The organism is Nitrospirae bacterium YQR-1 (assembly GCA_039908095.1).
Taxonomy (GTDB): Bacteria; Nitrospirota; Thermodesulfovibrionia; order Thermodesulfovibrionales; family Magnetobacteriaceae; genus Magnetomonas.
Genome location: JAMOBJ010000024.1, coordinates 12,820 through 29,734, shown reverse-complemented (window position 1 = coordinate 29,734; position 16,915 = coordinate 12,820). Strand labels below are relative to the sequence as shown.

The 16,915-nt window shown below is 42.4% G+C and carries 17 protein-coding genes and 2 tRNA genes; 12 read left to right on the top strand and 7 right to left on the bottom strand.

What is annotated here, in order from left to right:
- Positions 1–8: 8 nt before the first annotated feature.
- Complete coding sequence (gene purD, locus H7844_11450) at positions 9–1,319, bottom strand: phosphoribosylamine--glycine ligase (protein MEO5357897.1); 1,311 nt, start codon at positions 1,317–1,319, stop codon at positions 9–11.
- A gap of 997 nt (positions 1,320–2,316) precedes the next feature.
- On the opposite strand from purD, the gene H7844_11445 reads away from it, so the two are divergent.
- The 3 genes from H7844_11445 to H7844_11435 all read left to right on the top strand — a co-directional run bounded on the left by H7844_11445 (position 2,317) and on the right by H7844_11435 (position 4,434).
- Positions 2,317–3,774, top strand: coding sequence for a glycoside hydrolase (locus H7844_11445; protein MEO5357896.1), 1,458 nt, complete (start codon positions 2,317–2,319; stop codon positions 3,772–3,774).
- The gene (locus H7844_11440; protein ID MEO5357895.1) at positions 3,764–3,907 is read left to right on the top strand and encodes a hypothetical protein; all 144 of its coding nucleotides are present in this window, start codon (positions 3,764–3,766) and stop codon (positions 3,905–3,907) included. The genes H7844_11445 and H7844_11440 overlap by 11 nt, the downstream gene beginning before the upstream one ends.
- A gap of 77 nt (positions 3,908–3,984) precedes the next feature.
- On the top strand, positions 3,985–4,434 hold the full coding sequence (locus H7844_11435) for a hypothetical protein (GenBank protein MEO5357894.1): 450 nt from the start codon (positions 3,985–3,987) through the stop codon (positions 4,432–4,434).
- A gap of 128 nt (positions 4,435–4,562) precedes the next feature.
- On the opposite strand, the gene H7844_11430 is transcribed toward H7844_11435, so the two are convergent.
- From H7844_11430 to H7844_11405, 6 genes are all read right to left on the bottom strand, one after another.
- Complete coding sequence (locus H7844_11430) at positions 4,563–5,387, bottom strand: hypothetical protein (GenBank protein ID MEO5357893.1); 825 nt, start codon at positions 5,385–5,387, stop codon at positions 4,563–4,565.
- A gap of 583 nt (positions 5,388–5,970) precedes the next feature.
- Positions 5,971–6,043: transfer RNA gene (locus tag H7844_11425), tRNA-Glu, on the bottom strand.
- Between the two features lie 15 nt (positions 6,044–6,058).
- Positions 6,059–6,129: transfer RNA gene (locus H7844_11420), tRNA-Gln, on the bottom strand.
- A 96-nt stretch (positions 6,130–6,225) separates the two neighbouring features.
- Positions 6,226–7,413, bottom strand: a complete 1,188-nt coding sequence (locus tag H7844_11415; GenBank protein MEO5357892.1) for a serine hydroxymethyltransferase — start codon at positions 7,411–7,413, stop codon at positions 6,226–6,228.
- Positions 7,414–7,465: 52 nt separating this feature from the next.
- Complete coding sequence (gene rpiB / locus H7844_11410) at positions 7,466–7,918, bottom strand: ribose 5-phosphate isomerase B (GenBank protein ID MEO5357891.1); 453 nt, start codon at positions 7,916–7,918, stop codon at positions 7,466–7,468.
- 395 nt (positions 7,919–8,313) lie between these two features.
- Positions 8,314–8,733: a hypothetical protein gene (locus H7844_11405; protein ID MEO5357890.1), complete on the bottom strand. Its 420-nt coding sequence runs from the start codon at positions 8,731–8,733 to the stop codon at positions 8,314–8,316.
- 277 nt (positions 8,734–9,010) lie between these two features.
- Between H7844_11405 and pstB the strand changes: the two genes are divergently transcribed.
- From pstB to H7844_11360, 9 genes are all read left to right on the top strand, one after another.
- Entirely contained in the window at positions 9,011–9,775 is a 765-nt protein-coding gene (gene pstB, locus H7844_11400; protein MEO5357889.1) for a phosphate ABC transporter ATP-binding protein PstB, read from the top strand.
- Between the two features lie 3 nt (positions 9,776–9,778).
- Positions 9,779–10,450: a phosphate signaling complex protein PhoU gene (phoU, locus tag H7844_11395; GenBank protein ID MEO5357888.1), complete on the top strand. Its 672-nt coding sequence runs from the start codon at positions 9,779–9,781 to the stop codon at positions 10,448–10,450.
- Positions 10,451–10,635: 185 nt separating this feature from the next.
- Positions 10,636–11,319, top strand: coding sequence for a phosphate signaling complex protein PhoU (phoU, locus tag H7844_11390; protein MEO5357887.1), 684 nt, complete (start codon positions 10,636–10,638; stop codon positions 11,317–11,319).
- 3 nt (positions 11,320–11,322) lie between these two features.
- Complete coding sequence (gene trmFO / locus H7844_11385) at positions 11,323–12,663, top strand: methylenetetrahydrofolate--tRNA-(uracil(54)-C(5))-methyltransferase (FADH(2)-oxidizing) TrmFO (protein MEO5357886.1); 1,341 nt, start codon at positions 11,323–11,325, stop codon at positions 12,661–12,663.
- Positions 12,635–13,558 carry a tyrosine recombinase XerC gene (locus H7844_11380; protein ID MEO5357885.1) on the top strand — a complete coding sequence of 308 codons (924 nt, stop codon included), beginning with the start codon at positions 12,635–12,637 and terminating at the stop codon, positions 13,556–13,558. The genes trmFO and H7844_11380 overlap by 29 nt, the downstream gene beginning before the upstream one ends.
- Positions 13,559–13,867: 309 nt before the next feature.
- The gene (locus tag H7844_11375; protein MEO5357884.1) at positions 13,868–15,061 is read left to right on the top strand and encodes a DUF2062 domain-containing protein; all 1,194 of its coding nucleotides are present in this window, start codon (positions 13,868–13,870) and stop codon (positions 15,059–15,061) included.
- A 1-nt stretch (position 15,062) separates the two neighbouring features.
- On the top strand, positions 15,063–15,971 hold the full coding sequence (locus tag H7844_11370; GenBank protein MEO5357883.1) for a hypothetical protein: 909 nt from the start codon (positions 15,063–15,065) through the stop codon (positions 15,969–15,971).
- Between the two features lie 33 nt (positions 15,972–16,004).
- Entirely contained in the window at positions 16,005–16,265 is a 261-nt protein-coding gene (locus H7844_11365; protein ID MEO5357882.1) for a phosphopantetheine-binding protein, read from the top strand.
- A 54-nt stretch (positions 16,266–16,319) separates the two neighbouring features.
- The gene (locus tag H7844_11360; GenBank protein ID MEO5357881.1) at positions 16,320–16,913 is read left to right on the top strand and encodes a hypothetical protein; all 594 of its coding nucleotides are present in this window, start codon (positions 16,320–16,322) and stop codon (positions 16,911–16,913) included.
- Positions 16,914–16,915 lie beyond the last annotated feature (2 nt).

Genomic DNA, 16,915 nt, shown 5'->3' with positions numbered 1-16,915 from the left:
CAAGGTGTCTAAGACCCCTTGACCCCATTTTCACGATGTTCTGTTGGTTTAAGAATAACAGCTCTGTGGGCGATGTCCTTTCTGTAGTGCATGTTGTCAAAGTGTATCATTTTAATAGCGGAGTAGGCTTTATCGAGAGCATCTTTGATGTTTCTTCCCAGAGCGCTTACCGCACACACTCTGCCCCCGGCAGTTACTATTGAGTTGTCTTTATAACCGGTACCGGCATGAAAGACAAACACATCGTCCAGTTCCTTTACCTTATCAAGGCCTGTAACCGGTTTGTCCTTTTCAAACTTTCCGGGGTAGCCGCCTGAGGCTAACACCACGGTGACGGAGTGTCTGTTTGACCACTCAACTTTGACTTTATCCAGATTGCCCTCGATGACACCAAAAACGATGTCAATCAGCTCGGTGTCCAGACGCATGAGGACAGCCTGTGTTTCAGGGTCGCCCAGGCGGCAGTTAAACTCAAGCACATATGGTTTTTCGTCTTTAATCATAAGACCTGCGTAGAGGATGCCCTTGTATTTTATACCCTCTTTGGACAGAGCGTGGATAGTGGGTTTCATAACTTTTTCCATGACAATGTGTTCAATTTCAGGGGTCATAACCGGGGCCGGGCTGTAAGCGCCCATACCTCCTGTGTTTGCTCCCATGTCGTTGTCAAACACCCGCTTATGGTCCTGGGAGGAGACCATAGGGATAATGGTATTACCATCGGTAAAGGCCATGAAAGAGGCTTCCTCACCTTCGATACAATCCTCAATAACGAGTTTATCACCAGCTGTGCCGAAGACCCTGTCTTTCATAATCATTCTGATGGCGGAGACGGCATCATCGGCGTTACCGGCAACAACAACACCCTTACCTGCGGCAAGTCCGTCGGCTTTAATGACAATTGGAGCACCCTTGATGCGCACGTACTCCTCGGCATGGATGTATGATGAGAAGACCTTGTAGTCTGCGGTGGGAATACCGTTGCGTTTCATGAAATCCTTGGAAAATGCCTTAGAGCATTCCAGTTGGGCGGCTCTTTTGTTAGGCCCGAATATTTTTAACCCTTCTTTTTCAAATGTATCTGCAATGCCGTTACAGAGCGGAACCTCAGGACCTACAATTGTGCAGTCAATCCACTCGTATTTAACAAAATCTACAAGACCGGAGACATTATCAACATCTATATCAACACAATCAGCGATGGCGGCAATACCGGCATTACCAGGACAGCAATAGACCTTATCCACTTTTTTACTTTTTTTCAAAGCCCATATAATAGCATGTTCCCGTCCCCCTCCACCTATTACCAGTATCTTCATATCTCCCCCAATTTATCAGACTAATACCAAGCTGCGTTCAATCGTTTAACTTCGTTGGCTTTGTCAAAAGCTCCGGGGCGTACTCTCTCTCCTAAAGGGGAATCCCCTGTAAGGGGAGGCGTCGCTTGCTCCCAGCCGCCTGTGTTTACTTCCGACTGCAACTTGGTATAATTGATAGTATAATAGATTGGACTGCTTTTTGTCATTTAAAAATGTATAGTGGATCTATACTGACCCCTGTAACTAACAACTTAAACACCCTCTTAGAGGGTTATACCTTAATTCCACTTAAATGTGGTCTTGACAATGGGATCCACTATAGTGGCATCTAAAAACCCTCTCTTATGAATTATAAAGATTTACAAAAAATACTGCAACATCTCGAATTGCCTGAAATAAAAATATTTTGGTAGTACACAATAATTTTTCCCTTGACTTTTTTCTAAATATTTTCTATACTTAGCTCCAAAACGTAGGGAGGCAGCAGGCGGAAGTCTTTTATATGCTTTTAACTAAAAAAGAGCAATTAATCAGTCAACATCTATCTATCTATCTATCTATCGCAAAAGCAGTAGAATAACATCCCCTCTAATAACGCCACAATCCTCCTACAAAATACTTTTGTCTCATTTCTTCTTTAGTGTCATCATGTATTGCATCATAAATATTTCGTCTTTTTTTACTTTCCGTTGTAAAACAATCAAAGAGCCTTCTAAGCTGTCATTCCTTTTTCTTTTTTTGTCATTCCGAGCGAAAGCCGGAATCCATGTTCCTTGTAAAAAACATAAAAGACTGGATTCCCGCTCGGAGTCGGGAATGACAGAGGAGGAAAAAACGTCTCAAAAAATCTCAATATTGAAATAAAGGCGCTATTTATAAATTATGTAACTTAATTATGGGAGGAATATATTATGACGACTCGACATTTTTAAAATGGTTTGTGTGTGAATGAATTTGAATGGTAGCATGACTACCAATGATTTTTTGGAGGTGGAATATGGAGGTTGTTTTTAAATCACGGAGGTTTTCCAAAGGCTTATTAGTATTTCTTGTAACAATGTCTTTTTTTGCTACGTCCATGTGGATTGGTGATTTAGCATCGGCAGATACTTACACATGGACTGCACGAACAAGCGCTGGTAGCAGATCATGGCAAGCAATAGCTTCATCATCAGATGGTTCAAAACTTGCCGCTATTGATTATGGTTCCGGTGCTGGTTCTGGTGGTTATATTTATACATCTACAGATTCAGGTGCTACTTGGACTGCAAGAACTAATGCTGGTAGTAGAAATTGGTTACATATCGCAGCATCATCAGACGGTTCAAAACTTGCCGCTATTGATTATGGTTCCGGTGCTGGTTCTGGTGGTTATATTTATACATCTACAGATTCTGGTGCTACTTGGATGACTTTGACAGGTGCAGGTGCAAGATACTGGTGGGCTCTTACATCATCATCAGATGGTTCTAAGCTTGCAGCAGCTGTCTTAGGAGGATACATTTATACATCAACAGATTCAGGTACTACATGGACTATACAAACAAATTCAGGTACAAAATATTGGAATCATTTGTCATCGTCAGCAGATGGGTCAAAACTGATTGCTGCTTGTTATCCAGGCTATATTTATACTTCTACAGATTCTGGTGTTACATGGACTGAAAGAAATAGTGTTGGAAGCAATTATTGGCAAGCATCTGCATCATCATCTGATGCAACAAAACTCGCTATTGTACATTCACAGGGACAATCAGGGGGATATGTATATACTTCATCTGATTCCGGTTCTACATGGAATATTGAGACTGGTGCTGGTAGTGCAGGATTAGCATATTGGATTGGTGTCGCTTTATCATCTGATGGTTCAAAAATAGCAGCGTTAGGACATGATGGAAGTGCTACACAATATTTTTATACCGGAGTATCATCATCAAGTGGCACCACATCAACAACCACAACAACCGCCTCAACAACAGGTGGTGGTACAACCACAACAACGACTTCTTTAACCACAACAGGCACCACTAAAAATATAAGTTATGTTATGCCGTACCTACAGACACATACAAATCAGGTACTTTATTGCATGGCAAGTAACATGACAACCTCATCTGCTACAGGTTATGTAATGGTTTTGGCAAATGGTGCCACATTAAAGCCTACGCAATCATACGAAAGCACAACTTTCTCACTCTCTGCCAAGAGTACTCAGATGATTACATTTTTGGGGCAAACCGTAACAACCGGTTCAACGTCAATAAGTTTGCTTAACAATACAGGCGGGGCATCAAGCGCCTCTGTAATGTATGGAACTAAATTAACATTTGCCTCTAATGATTCATCGGCTAGTTGCAGCACTATAGGAATGGCATGTTTTCAGGGAACCACAAGCCCTAAGAGGAATCTGTTAGGAATTCTCTGTTACGATGGCAGCAGTTATTATGCTCATTAAGATTATAGTGGTTTGCAAAATTCCGTTGGCAACTTTAAAGGCTGAGATTGCCACACCCCCTGCGGGGGTTCGCAATGACGGCACGGGGTTGTTGCTCCAACGTTTTTTTATTTGTCATTACGAGGAGCGTTAGCGACGTGGTAATCTCATCTTTTAAAAAATTAATACGAACATACTATTGATAATTGTTATAACAAGGAGACAATACAAATGAAAAAGATAATAGCATATACATTAATAGCATTACTGATAACTTTAAATTTAACAATGGCAGATAAAGCCGGTTCAGCAACATATTATATGCCGTATATTCATACAAATACGAATAATGTGGTTTATTGTGTTGTATCTAATGTATCGACAAGTTCGGTAACAGGGTCATTTACAACAATGACGGTAGAAAGTGGTTCAGCAAATCAAACAACAGACACCAGCTTTACCGTAGATGCTAAGACAACTCAACTGATGACATTTTCAGGCAACACCATGACTACAGGTAGTACAACAATCACATTATCCGATTTAACGTCAGGCAGTTCGAAAGGATATAGCGGTAAATTAGCATTTACAGGAGCTAGCTCAGGCGGGGATAGTGAGTTTGGTGGGGCTATAACGTCTTCAACTGTAACGTGTAGCGATGTTCCCATGAGTTGTTTTTAAGGCACAACATCACCTAAACGTAATTTGGTTGGTCATACCTGCGAGGATGGTACTAATAAGTTTGCTTACTGACTGACTGTTAAAAATTCTGTGCGAGGGGATGGTGTTATGGCACCGTCCCCCGGTACTTATACGTTTTTTACCAGAAACACCTTCAACTCATCAACTGAACCGGCTTTCTTTATAAGATTCTTGAATGCTTCTAATTTATCTATAGTGTTTATTGCCTTAACCATATTCATCAACTCAAGTCCGGAATAACCAAATTTGAGTTCAAGCATCCCTTCAATACCCTCAAGTAACCCTTCCCGCTTACCTCTCAGTTCACCTTCAAGTAATCCATCCCGCTTACCTCTCAGTTCACCCTCAAACAATCCTTTCTCCACACCATCCAAATAAAGTTCATCTTTTGTTATGTCTATAGTTACCGGCATCTTCTTAACCTCCCTTTTTACGGATTTCGTCAAACCCCTTAATCTTGATAGGGTTAATAATTTTAGAATGTAGTCTTCTCTTTCATCAGGTGGTAATTCGTATAATTTTGCAAGAATTCCTTTTATGGTTCCATCAGCATCTTCTGTTTTACAAAGGATTGCCAAAATATTATCACCTGGATCATCACTCTCAAGCAAATCCCTGCAATCTATAGTTCTGATATCTATTATCCGATAAGTGAAATGTAACCCTGGCATTTTAATTTCATTTCGCATATTTACTTTTTCATCACCGACATATAAAACTAATTGGCGAATAGATTTTCTAAACTCACAGTATATCAGATATAAATACTCCAACTCTCTACAATCCATATCACGTGCATTTTGCGCTTGCATCTCCATATGAAACAAAGTCTCATCTGGAAGTTCCACCAGCAAGTCGGGTTGCCTGTATGTAACACTAGGAAATTGCACGTCCAAAAACTTTGCCGTATCAAACCCCGTTAATATCTTCATGAATTTTCGTGGCAACTCTTTCAAAATACTTTTTAATGTAATATCATAATATTGTGGCACGTGAAACCCTTTCTTAGGTTTACTTATTATAACATGCATGGTCATATAATTTATCAAAGCAGGTTTTAAAAACAAATATTACATCAATAAACGTGTTTATAATACCGCAGATATCATACCAGCAAGTTTCAGCAAATCGCATAATTATTCAGATAAGAAATTATCCATAACACCCTTGGCTAAAGCATTTTATGCATCATATAATGGTCCTCGACATGGTCCACAAATCGGATAGAACCTCAAGTGTTAATACTTACACTCCAGCATATTATCTAACATTATCAATAAGTTATAAAAACAGTGTTTCAAATCCCTGTACCGCCATTTACTTTCACAGGCTGCTAAATTGATAGTTTCGTCTCTCGCTCATACATTTTAACCCATAATACCGGCTTTGTGTGACCAACAACTGCCGTTTTTAGGTTTAATAATACCAGCAAAAAAGAGTTCACAAAAAGAGCTGGTGACGGTATTTCAGAGAGTTTTTAGAAGAATTATTGATTAATACCAAGCACTTATTAAGTAGTCCCAACGGGAATCGAACCCGTGTCTTAGCCTTGAGAGGGCTATGTCCTGGACCTCTAGACGATGGGACCACAATTTCACTTATACTGGGGAGAGAGGACTCGAACCCCTACAGGCAAATCCAGAGTCTGCTGTCCTGCCATTAGACGACTCCCCAACATAATAACCACCACTATACTATCTGATCTTAGCTCCTTTAGTCAAATACACTATTAAAAAACTTTTACTCTTTCATCTTAGCCGGCAGCCACTCCTAATAAACAGGGTATTTGTTGCAAAGTGCCTGCACTTTCCTGCGCTGAGCATCCATATTGCCCTCATCACTGTAGTGTTTTAGTGCACTGTCTATAATATCTGCCACCTCTTCCATGTCATCTTCCATAAATCCGCGTGTGGTCAAAGCCGGAGTGCCTAACCGGATGCCGCTTGTCACCGTTGCAGGTTTATCATCGTATGGTATGGAATTCTTATTTAACGTGATTCCGGCCAAATCAAGTAACTGCTCAGCCTGCGCCCCTGTTATTTTTTTATTTCTTAAATCAACAAGCATAAGATGGGTATCCGTGCCGTCTGAAATTATTTTATAATCCCTCTTAATCAACTCAGCGGCCAGCCGTGAGGCATTTTTTACGACATTTCTCTGGTAAATATTAAACTCCTCTGTCAGCGCTTCTTTAAACGCTACAGCCTTTGCCGCTATTACATGCATAAGCGGGCCGCCCTGTATGCCGGGAAAAATGATTTTATCAAGTGCCTTTCCATAGTCTGCCTTACACATTACCATGCCACCCCGGGGGCCTCTTAACGTCTTATGTGTTGAGGATGTGACAAAATCAGCATACTTTACCGGTGAAGGATGCACTCCGGCTGCTATCAGTCCGGCTATGTGGGCAATATCGGCCATCAGATACGCACCAACCTCCTTCGCTATGGAGGCAAACTCTGAAAAATCAATGACTCTTGAATATGCACTGGCACCTGCCACTATCATCCTGGGCTTACACTGATGCGCCAAAGCCCTTACTTCCTCATAATCTATATAACCGGTATCTTTGTGTACCCCATAAAAGCAGGTTTTATATAACATTCCGGAAAAGCTCACCGCCGCCCCATGTGTCAAATGCCCGCCATGTCTTAAATCCATGCCCAGAATCGTATCTCCGGGCTTTAAGACGCTAAAAAAAACCGCCATGTTGGCTGAGGATCCGGAGTGTGCCTGTACGTTTACATGTTCGGCGCCAAAGAGCTTCTTTGCACGCTCTATTGCAAGGGATTCAACAATGTCAACATATTGGCAACCGCCGTAGTAACGCTTGTATGGATATCCCTCAGCATATTTATTTGTCAGTACCGACCCCTGAGCCTCCATTACACTATAGCTTGCATAGTTTTCAGATGCTATCATCAGAAGATTGTCATTTTCGCGCCTGAGCTCTCCCATGATGGCTTCATATACATCCAGGTCCGTATGCTTTAATGTCTTACCGTCTAACCTATCCATGTTTAGTACTATCCTCTATATGTTTTAATTTTTGAAGCCTTTGTTGATGCCGTCCGCCTTCATAAGGAGTATCAAGCCACAGATGTAGCATTTCCACAGCTAATTCTTTAGAAATTACTCTGCTTCCTAAAACCATTATGTTTGAATCATTATGTTGTCTGCTCATAATGGCTGTGTTGTGGTCATGGCAAAGAGCCGCCCTCACACCTTTAAATTTATTAGCCACTATGGACATGCCTATTCCGGTTCCACAGATCAGGACACCTCGTTGCACATCTCCACCTGAGACCTTCTGAGCCACCATCTTCCCATAGTCGGGGTAATCCACAGAATCGCAATTATGAGTACCGACGTCTAAAACGTCTATTCCCAACTGCTCCAGTTCCTTTACTATCACCTCTTTTAATTCAAGGCCGGCATGGTCGCAGCCTATTGCTATTTTCATGAACTCTTCCACCTTGACATTATACCCGATTATCATATACAACTATAATTTTTTCTGTCAAGGATTCTATTTATTTTACATATGCTTTTTTGTAGAAGGTGGCGTTTTAAGCGCAGATGCGCCGGATAGCTCTAACAACAAACAAGATATTTTAAAGATGTGAAGAAACTATATACTGCAATTGCCGGCACGTTCCAAAGAAATACTACACAAGGAGGTGGTTTTGCTCAAAGGAGAATTATTGGGCAATATTGGTGATATGTTCAATCGAGTAAAGATGTATAAGTCCTAAATTCCCTGCTGGTTTAAACTAAAAACCTGAACCGATCCGCCTGCTCTGCTGAGCTGTCACAGTATCTGTCCAGGTTTTTAGAAGTGTACATTAAGAAAAAAAACTATTGGATGTCAATCCTGGCAACATTTGCAAATTCCTTTGTCGCCTCCATCATAGCTTTCAGGTAATTCTGTGCCTCTGTGTTCATTTTTATGCCCTTGTCCTTCATGCCGGCCATATAGTTGTCCCATTCCGACTTGTCCATCATAGCCTTAGGGTTTTTGATCAGCTTTAATGTGGCGTCAGTCGCCTCCGACATTACACTTGCCATACTCTCGGTACCCATCATTGTGGTGTAATAGTTTTTCATGGCCTCAAGCACCGCACCTGCACATGTCTTTGTATCGTCACACATGTCAATGCCCATCTTTTTGGATTCAGATATAAAATCCAGCCATGCATTATGGTCCCACTGCCCCTTGTTCATCTCTACAAACTTACCGGCCATACCCATAAAATCTTTCATAGTCTTAGTAACCATTAAATCCTCCTTTAATTTGATTTATAATTGTTAACAGAGAGCCGCACCTGCTTGAATGCAGTTATAATAACACAAATAATTAATTATTTCAATAAATTTTTTTCATAGATTGCTTTGAAATAAAAATTAATTTATTTGTAACATGGTGTTAATGCAATTGTAACATGAGATAATCTATAATACATATGTGAAAAATATTTTTATGCTGATATTGCTGTGAATTTGATTGATTTACTGCAACTTATAGAATATAGTATGTTTTATTGTTAAGGAGCAAATGGAACAGGTAACGGACATTGAGGTTAAAGGGTTAAGTTTTTATTACTCAACCGGAGTTAAGGCGCTCAAGGATGTAACTTTTCCGATATACAAGAACTCTGTGACGGCTTTGATAGGCCCCTCAGGATGTGGTAAGACCACACTGTTGAGGTGTTTTAACCGTATGCACGATCTGTACCATGGGTGCAGATACGAGGGAGAAATAGCATTTAACGGGATGGACATTCTGGCTAAAGACATAGACCTTATAGACCTGCGGTGTCAGATTGGTATGGTGTTTCAGAAACCGACTCCGTTTCCGATGTCAATATTTGAAAATATTGCTTACGGACTTAAATTGCGCGGCATTAAAAAAAGAAGCGAGATGACCGAACACGTCGAGAACGCCCTGAAGCAGGCAGCCCTGTGGGATGAGGTGAAAAACAAGTTAAATGAAAGCGCTTATGCTCTCTCAGGCGGGCAGCAGCAGCGCCTTGTTATCGCACGTTCACTGGCGGTTAAACCCAAAGTGCTGCTTTTTGATGAGCCCACATCAGCCCTTGACCCTATATCCACTTCTAAAATAGAAGACCTTGCTATTTTATTAAAAAGAGAGGTGACAATAATTATTGTAACGCATAATATGCAGCAGGCCGCAAGAATTTCCGACTACACCGGCTTTATGATGCTTGGCGACCTTATTGAGTACGATAAGACTGACACTATGTTTACAAACCCGTCAAATAAGTTGACGGAGGATTACATAACGGGAAGGTTCGGATAGAATATGCCGATAAGGGATGATGAACTAAAGTCTCTGAAAGAGACCATTTTAAAGATGGCCTCATTGGTTGAAAGTGCTATAAGGGACTCTGTGCGTTCTCTGATAGAAAGCAATGCAGATTTGGCCCAGAGCGTAATAAGAAACGACCACATAGTAAACGCTCTGGATGTTAATATTGATGAGGAATGTATCCGGCTGATAGCACGCCGCCAACCCATGGGTAAAGACCTCAGATTTTTAACTACAGGGATGAAAATAACCACAGACCTTGAAAGAATAGCCGACCATGCTGTAAATATAGCCGAAAAGTCTATTGCTCTGATGGAAACTCAACAGATTATGAGTTACTCGGAAATATCACGGCTAAGGGAAATCACCCAGATGATGGTTAAAGACGCAATTGATGCTTTCGTAAACGGCGACAGAGCGCTTGCATTGGCCGTAATCAACAGGGATGACGAGGTGGATGATCTCAATGACACTATTATTGACGGGTTACTCTCCGTTATGACCCTTAACCCTGACAGCATCATACAGGCATCCCAACTCATATATATTTCAAGAAATCTGGAGCGAATAGCCGATCATTCGACAAACATCGCAGAGGTTGTGATTTATATGGTGGAGGGCAAAATAGTCCGGCACATGGCAGATATCTCTCATTTAAAAACCTAAAAAAAGCTGAGGTTCTACTTATTAATACCGAGTTGCAGTCAGAAGCATAACGAGGCGGCAAGGAGAAAACGACGCCTCCCCTTACAGGGGATTCCCCTTCAGGGGAGACGTCAAGGAGCTTTCGACGATGCCAACAAAGTTAGGCGATAGAATGCAACTCGGTATAAGTTTTTGGAGGATTCGGGATGTATCTAAGGGAAGCTGAGCTTGCTGAGCTTAAAGGTAAAATCCAGGAAATGGGCAAACTCGTTGAGGACGCCGTAAGAAATTCTGTTATTTCTTTGGTTGCCAGAGACCTGGAATTAGCCAAAAAAGTTACAGTGGGCGATGCTCTCATAAACACCTTTGATATTGAAATAGATGAACACTGTATAAAGCTCATCGCTTTAAGACAACCGGTGGCAAGAGATCTACGTCTTATCACAACAGCAATGAAAATAACCACTGACTTAGAGCGTATTGCCGACAATGCTGCAAACGTTGCCAATAGAACCATCGAGCTTGCCGATGAAAAATACATTGCCACACACTTAAATATCCCGATTCTCAGAGATATAACCTGCGGTATGGTAAGAGATGCGGTGGATTCCTTCATTAAAGAGGATAAATCCCTTGCCCTCAATGTAATGTCCAGGGACACAGAGGTGGATGATATAAATGAAAAGGTGCTGCGCGATCTCATTGATATGATGCTACACGATTGTGACTCGGCCATACCGGCCACAAAGTTGGGTTACATCTCCAGGTATCTGGAAAGAATCGGAGACCATGCAACAAATATTGCTGAGATGGTAATTTACATGGTAGAGGGGCAAATGATACGCCACAGGGCGGACAAAGACGCCTACATAAAAGACTTAAACCAATAACGTATGCCTGAGGTGGTTGTAATAGGGGGCGGCCTGGCAGGCTCTGAGGCGGCATGGCAGGCGGCACGTTTCGGCATAGCCGTTACCATTTACGAAATGAGACCCAACGTGCAGACTGAGGCGCACAGAACCGGGCTTCTGGGTGAGCTTGTCTGTTCAAACTCCCTGCGCTCCAACCTACCCGATACTGCACATGGTCTGCTTAAGCAGGAGCTTACCAGACTCGGCTCTTTAATTATGGAGGCTGCACGTCAGACCTCCGTACCTGCCGGTTCCGCACTTGCCGTTGACAGGACACGCTTTGCTGAGTTTATTACAAACGCCGTGGAGTCAAACCCAAACATCAGGGTTATCAGAGAGGAACTATCGAATTTGTCTGAGCTTAGCCCTGTTGCTTCCGACGGTACTCCTAAAGTATATATTTTAGCCACAGGGCCTCTAACCTCACCCACTATGTCAAAGAGCCTCACTGAAATGCTGGGACAGGAGGCGTTATTTTTTTATGATGCCATTGCCCCTGTGATAGACGCTGATACCATTGACTACTCACAGGTCTTTAGTGCCTCACGATATGGTAAAGGCGGGGATGATTACATTAACTGCCCGATGGATGCGCAGTGTTATAGTGCCTTTTATGATGCACTGGTTGCCGCTGACAGGGTGGCTGTCAGGGATTTTGAAGACAGCAGAGTGTTTGAGGGCTGTATGCCTATAGAGGCAATGGCCGCACGCGGCATAAATACACCACGCTTTGGCCCTATGAAACCGGTTGGCCTTATTGACCCTCAAACTCAGAAACAACCATGGGCAGTGGTTCAGTTGCGGACGGAAAATACGCAAAAGAGTGCGTACAACATGGTTGGATTTCAAACGAGACTTAAGTACCCTGAGCAGCAGAGGGTCTTTCGGATGATTCCTGGGCTGCAAAATGCCGAATTTCTCAGATTTGGCAGTGTTCACAGAAACACTTATATCAACTCCCCCACATATCTCAACAGTGGACTTGCCATAAAGGGACATGAACATATTCTTCTTGCCGGACAGATTACCGGAGTTGAGGGCTATGTCGAGTCAACTGCAATGGGACTTTTTGCCGGTATTACGGCGGCAAGAAAAGTTAAGTCGCTTCCCCACATCCTTCCTGCCGAGACCACATCAACAGGAGCGCTTATTAAATATGTGACAACAGAGCAAAAGCACGGGGCTTTTCAACCTTCCAATATAAATTTCAGTCTGTTTCCACAGCTTGAGGTTAAGACAAAAGACAAGAACATACGGCGAAAACTGATTGTGGAAAGGGCGCTTACGGATATAGATGGGTTCATTAAAGCAGCATATAGATGATTTTTTAAGGTATATGTCCACAGAGGTTAACGCCTCAGAGCACACCCTGCGGGCATACGGCAAGGACCTCGATGAATTCCTGAAAACAGCAGCGGAAAAAGATGCCGGAGATACCGATTTATATGATATAAGGGGCTTTGTAGCGTCACAAAGCCGGGCGGGGCTTGCTAAGTCAACTGTTGCAAGAAGGCTTGCCACTGTTAAGTCATTTTTTAAGTATCTCCGTGCTCAGGGGGTTGTAGCAAACAATCCCACCAGGCTTGTGCCGACCCCAAAGGCGCCCAGAGCGCTTCCTAAATTCTTAAGTGTTGATGATGTATTTAACCTGATAGAGAAAACCTCAGGGATGGGATTTATCATGGCCAGAAACAGGGCGATAGTTGAGCTTTTCTATTCAAGCGGCCTCAGAATCAGCGAACTTACCGGCACTAACATGGAGGATATAAACCTTAATCAGGGACTCATAAAGGTCATGGGAAAGGGGAAAAAACAGCGAATTGTTCCGGTTGGTGAACCTGCTGTTAAGGCTGTAAAGATTTATCTGATTGAGCGTTTGCTGATTAAAAAGACAAGGGCTAAAGGCGCCGCCTCTAAGAAAACGACTGAGGATGACTCAGGTGCTCTTTTTTTAAATTCAGGCGGAAGGCGTCTGACAGTGCGGCATATCAGAAGGATTGTGGTAAAATTTGCCCGCCTTATCGGGATACAGGGAAAGATGGGTCCGCACACTTTAAGACATACCTTTGCGACACACTTGCTTCACGGCGGCGCCGACCTCAGAGTTATACAAGAGCTGCTTGGACACTCCTCACTTTCCACCACTCAACGCTACACGCATCTGGATATCGAACACCTCATGGACACATACGACAAAAGCCACCCTTTGGCTAGGTAAAGGATATGAAAGATGTATGATACCAAGTTGCAGTCATTCGATTAACTTCGTTGGCTTCGTCTAAAACTCCTTGACGTCTCCCCTAAAGGGGAATCCCCTGTAAGGGGAGGTGTCGCTTTCTCCCAGCCGCCTCGTTACTCTTTTTACTGCTGCTTGGTATGAGTTGAAAAAGATAATAATATTGTTGTAAACTTTTTTTATTATAAAAAAGTAGCAGCTTTTTTGTTTTATAGTAAAACGCAAAAGTATATTTGTATTGGATTTTTTTGGAGAAGTGATTCCCGTAGAACTAACGGTGATAAAAAAACAATGTTAACTGAGCAGAATCTGCGCATATTGATAGTTATTCCGACTTATAATAATGCCGGGACCCTTTTAGATATAACACTAAGGGCACTGGAGAGCGGATATGATGTGCTTGTGTTTAACGATGGAAGCACAGATGGTGCAATGTTTGTTCTGCCGGCACACGACAGGCTTTTTATTGAGGGCTGGGAGAGCAATCAGGGTAAAGGCGCCGCTCTTTTAGCAGCGGCGAACAAGGCCCGCAATAATGGCTATACTCATATAATAACTATGGACGCTGATGGACAGCATGACCCTGCAGAGGCCCGCAAGTTTGTTGCAGCAATTGAGGATAATCCCCTTTCCATAGTGCTGGGTAACAGAGTATTTCCTGAAACGGGCGTACCCGGCTCCAGCAGATTTGGAAGACGGTTCTCTAATTTCTGGGTATGGGTCTGCACGGGATTGAGATTGAAAGATACACAAAGCGGTTACAGAGCCTACCCTGTAGCACTATTTGAGAGGCTGAGTGTCAGTGCCAGACACTATAATTTTGAAATCGAAATTCTGGTCAAAGGCATATGGGCAGGGTTGGATACACAGCAGACGGACGTATCAGTTAAGTACAGCGAGGAAACAATAAAGGCGTCTCATTTCAGGGCGGTTGCAGATAATGCGCTTATTTCCATTACTTACACAGCCCTGGTGATACGTAATTTCCTACCCATCCCACATAAGAAGTATTTTGAAACCGAGGAGAGGAAAAAAAGAAAGCTCTCGATAAAGACACCTGTCAAAAGCCTCAAACGTCTCCTTACTGAGGCAACATCATCTCAGGAGATAATAATATCCGCCATGACAGGGATATTTATCGGCACTTTGCCGCTGTTTTTTATGCATACTGTCACTATTGGTTTTGTTGCGACCAGACTGAGATTAAACAGATTGATAGCCATCAACATGCAGCATTTTTGCGCACCGCCGTTTGTACCGGTATTAGCTCTTGAGGCCGGCTATTTTATCTTACATGGAAAACTTCTATGGAAAATGTCCGACCTTGGCAACATCCATACAACAAGGGAACTGTGGGCTGTGGCAGGTGAGCTGTTTTTTGAGTATGTGGCCGGTGCAATTATACTTGCTCCCTTGTTGGCGCTGCTGTGCGGGTTAATTATCTATCTGCCTGTAAAGGCCCTCTGCAGGGACATAAAGACGTAATATGCCAAACTCAACTTATGGTAACAGGCCGGGTTTTCTTATCTTTCACTTGCTGCTTAAAATTGGAGGGCTCGGGGCTGCCTATGTTTTATTATTAATAATACTCCCCTATTACATATTATTACGGCCGTCGGTATTTAAAATTTCAGATCACTATTTAAGGCGGCGTTTTCCTCAAAGAGGTTTTATCGCACGTTATCTTACATGTTTTAAATATATCTATACATACGGAGCAGTGCTTATTGAACAGGTAGCCTTAGGTATAGTTGGAACTGAGGGCATAGGGGTGGAGTTTCCACAGAGGGAGCAATTTGCCGGGCTTGTTAAAAAGAACCGGGGGTTGATTCTTCTGACAACACATATCGGACCGTGGCAAAACATAATGGCCACTTATGATAAAATGCACTGCAATGTACACTTCCACTTCGATACGGAAAACTGGCAAGGGGGACACTTTTTTGATCTGAACAACAAAAAAAAGAATTTCAGTGTGATCTCTCCGCGTAATTTCATGGGTGGAATGATAGAAGCAACCAATGTGCTGTTAAAGGGACAATGCTTATGCGTAATGGGCGACCGGATATCAACAACCGACACTGTAGTAACACCTTTTTTAGGGGATGATGCCCATTTCCCGGCTTATCCATACCGGCTGGCAACAGCTACAAACTCAGACATAGTTGTGCTCCTAACTTCACGCATAGGCCCTATGAAGTATTATATAGAGTACAAGTGCCTGACTGATGAACTTAAGACCTCAGATATGCCCCGGGCTGATGCCGAAAAATACCTTGTCAGGAGTTATGCCGGCTTCATAGAAGATTTCTTAACAAAACACCCTTACATGTGGTACAATTTCAGTAATTTCTGGGGCAGCCCTCTTAAAGATGGGGACTCTTTAAGAGAATAATTAAACTAGTATTTAACAAAATGGAGGGTTTATTTGACGACAGAGGATAAGTTAAAAGAGATAATAGTCAGGGACCTTAAGCTTACCCACATCAAGGCGGAGGACATTAAAGATGATGACTTCCTTTTTGGTGAGGAGGGATTAGGGCTGGATTCACTGGATGCCGTGGAGCTGGTAGTAATATTACAGCGTCATTTTAACTGTGAAATTAAAGATATGCAGAAGGTTCGGGAGATATTTACGTCCATTAAAACCCTGAGTGACTACATCCGTAGTGTGCAAAACGCCACATAGTACTATACCAACGGATAAATATTATCTGGACACTCTTAACAACAGAGGTGTAACATGAAAAGAATACTTTCTTCTATAACAGCAGCAGTTATTCTACTTACTCTTACAATAGTGTGCACCCAATTAGCTGCCGCTGACGATGAGGATATGAGTACAGGGACATATTATACGTCGTACAATCTTTGGTTTGAGCGCTCTACAGCATGGAGTCTTAACTACAAAAAGGGCAGCATAATTGCAGCCGGTACAGAGGTTTATAATATTGATATAAAACCTGAATATATACAGTTCCAAACAAAAAGTGATAATGTAAGGCATTATATAAAATACTACCCTGTCCATCATGGGAACATGAGTCCTGAGGCGTTTGCAAAGAGGTTATTTACAAAGAAACCATTTGAAATTCTGGTTACAGGGTTAACGGAGGAAGAGATAAAAAGCATAAAAGGGGGTGTTGTCACCGCAGGGATGACAAAAAGAGCTGTTTTGATATCATATGGTTATCCGCCTGAGCATGTCACCCCTTCATTAGAAAAGAAAAAGTGGACATACTGGTATGCCACACGTAAAAAGAAAGTTCTTGCCTTTGACGACAATGGCCTTAGTGTAACAACAACGTCACCCAAAGAAGACGATGAAAGTCAATAACG

Coding starts and splice junctions, on each gene's coding strand:
- H7844_11370 (MEO5357883.1), top strand. CDS start 15,063: ATGCCAAACTCAACTTATGGTAACAGGCCGGGTTTTCTTATCTTTCAC.
- purD (MEO5357897.1), bottom strand. CDS start 1,319: ATGAAGATACTGGTAATAGGTGGAGGGGGACGGGAACATGCTATTATA.
- H7844_11440 (MEO5357895.1), top strand. CDS start 3,764: ATGCTCATTAAGATTATAGTGGTTTGCAAAATTCCGTTGGCAACTTTA.
- rpiB (MEO5357891.1), bottom strand. CDS start 7,918: ATGAAAATAGCAATAGGCTGCGACCATGCCGGCCTTGAATTAAAAGAG.
- H7844_11380 (MEO5357885.1), top strand. CDS start 12,635: ATGGGTTCATTAAAGCAGCATATAGATGATTTTTTAAGGTATATGTCC.
- pstB (MEO5357889.1), top strand. CDS start 9,011: ATGGAACAGGTAACGGACATTGAGGTTAAAGGGTTAAGTTTTTATTAC.
- H7844_11375 (MEO5357884.1), top strand. CDS start 13,868: ATGTTAACTGAGCAGAATCTGCGCATATTGATAGTTATTCCGACTTAT.
- H7844_11415 (MEO5357892.1), bottom strand. CDS start 7,413: ATGGGAGAGCTCAGGCGCGAAAATGACAATCTTCTGATGATAGCATCT.
- phoU (MEO5357888.1), top strand. CDS start 9,779: ATGCCGATAAGGGATGATGAACTAAAGTCTCTGAAAGAGACCATTTTA.
- H7844_11435 (MEO5357894.1), top strand. CDS start 3,985: ATGAAAAAGATAATAGCATATACATTAATAGCATTACTGATAACTTTA.
- H7844_11445 (MEO5357896.1), top strand. CDS start 2,317: ATGGAGGTTGTTTTTAAATCACGGAGGTTTTCCAAAGGCTTATTAGTA.
- phoU (MEO5357887.1), top strand. CDS start 10,636: ATGTATCTAAGGGAAGCTGAGCTTGCTGAGCTTAAAGGTAAAATCCAG.
- H7844_11405 (MEO5357890.1), bottom strand. CDS start 8,733: ATGGTTACTAAGACTATGAAAGATTTTATGGGTATGGCCGGTAAGTTT.
- trmFO (MEO5357886.1), top strand. CDS start 11,323: ATGCCTGAGGTGGTTGTAATAGGGGGCGGCCTGGCAGGCTCTGAGGCG.
- H7844_11360 (MEO5357881.1), top strand. CDS start 16,320: ATGAAAAGAATACTTTCTTCTATAACAGCAGCAGTTATTCTACTTACT.
- H7844_11430 (MEO5357893.1), bottom strand. CDS start 5,387: ATGAAGATATTAACGGGGTTTGATACGGCAAAGTTTTTGGACGTGCAA.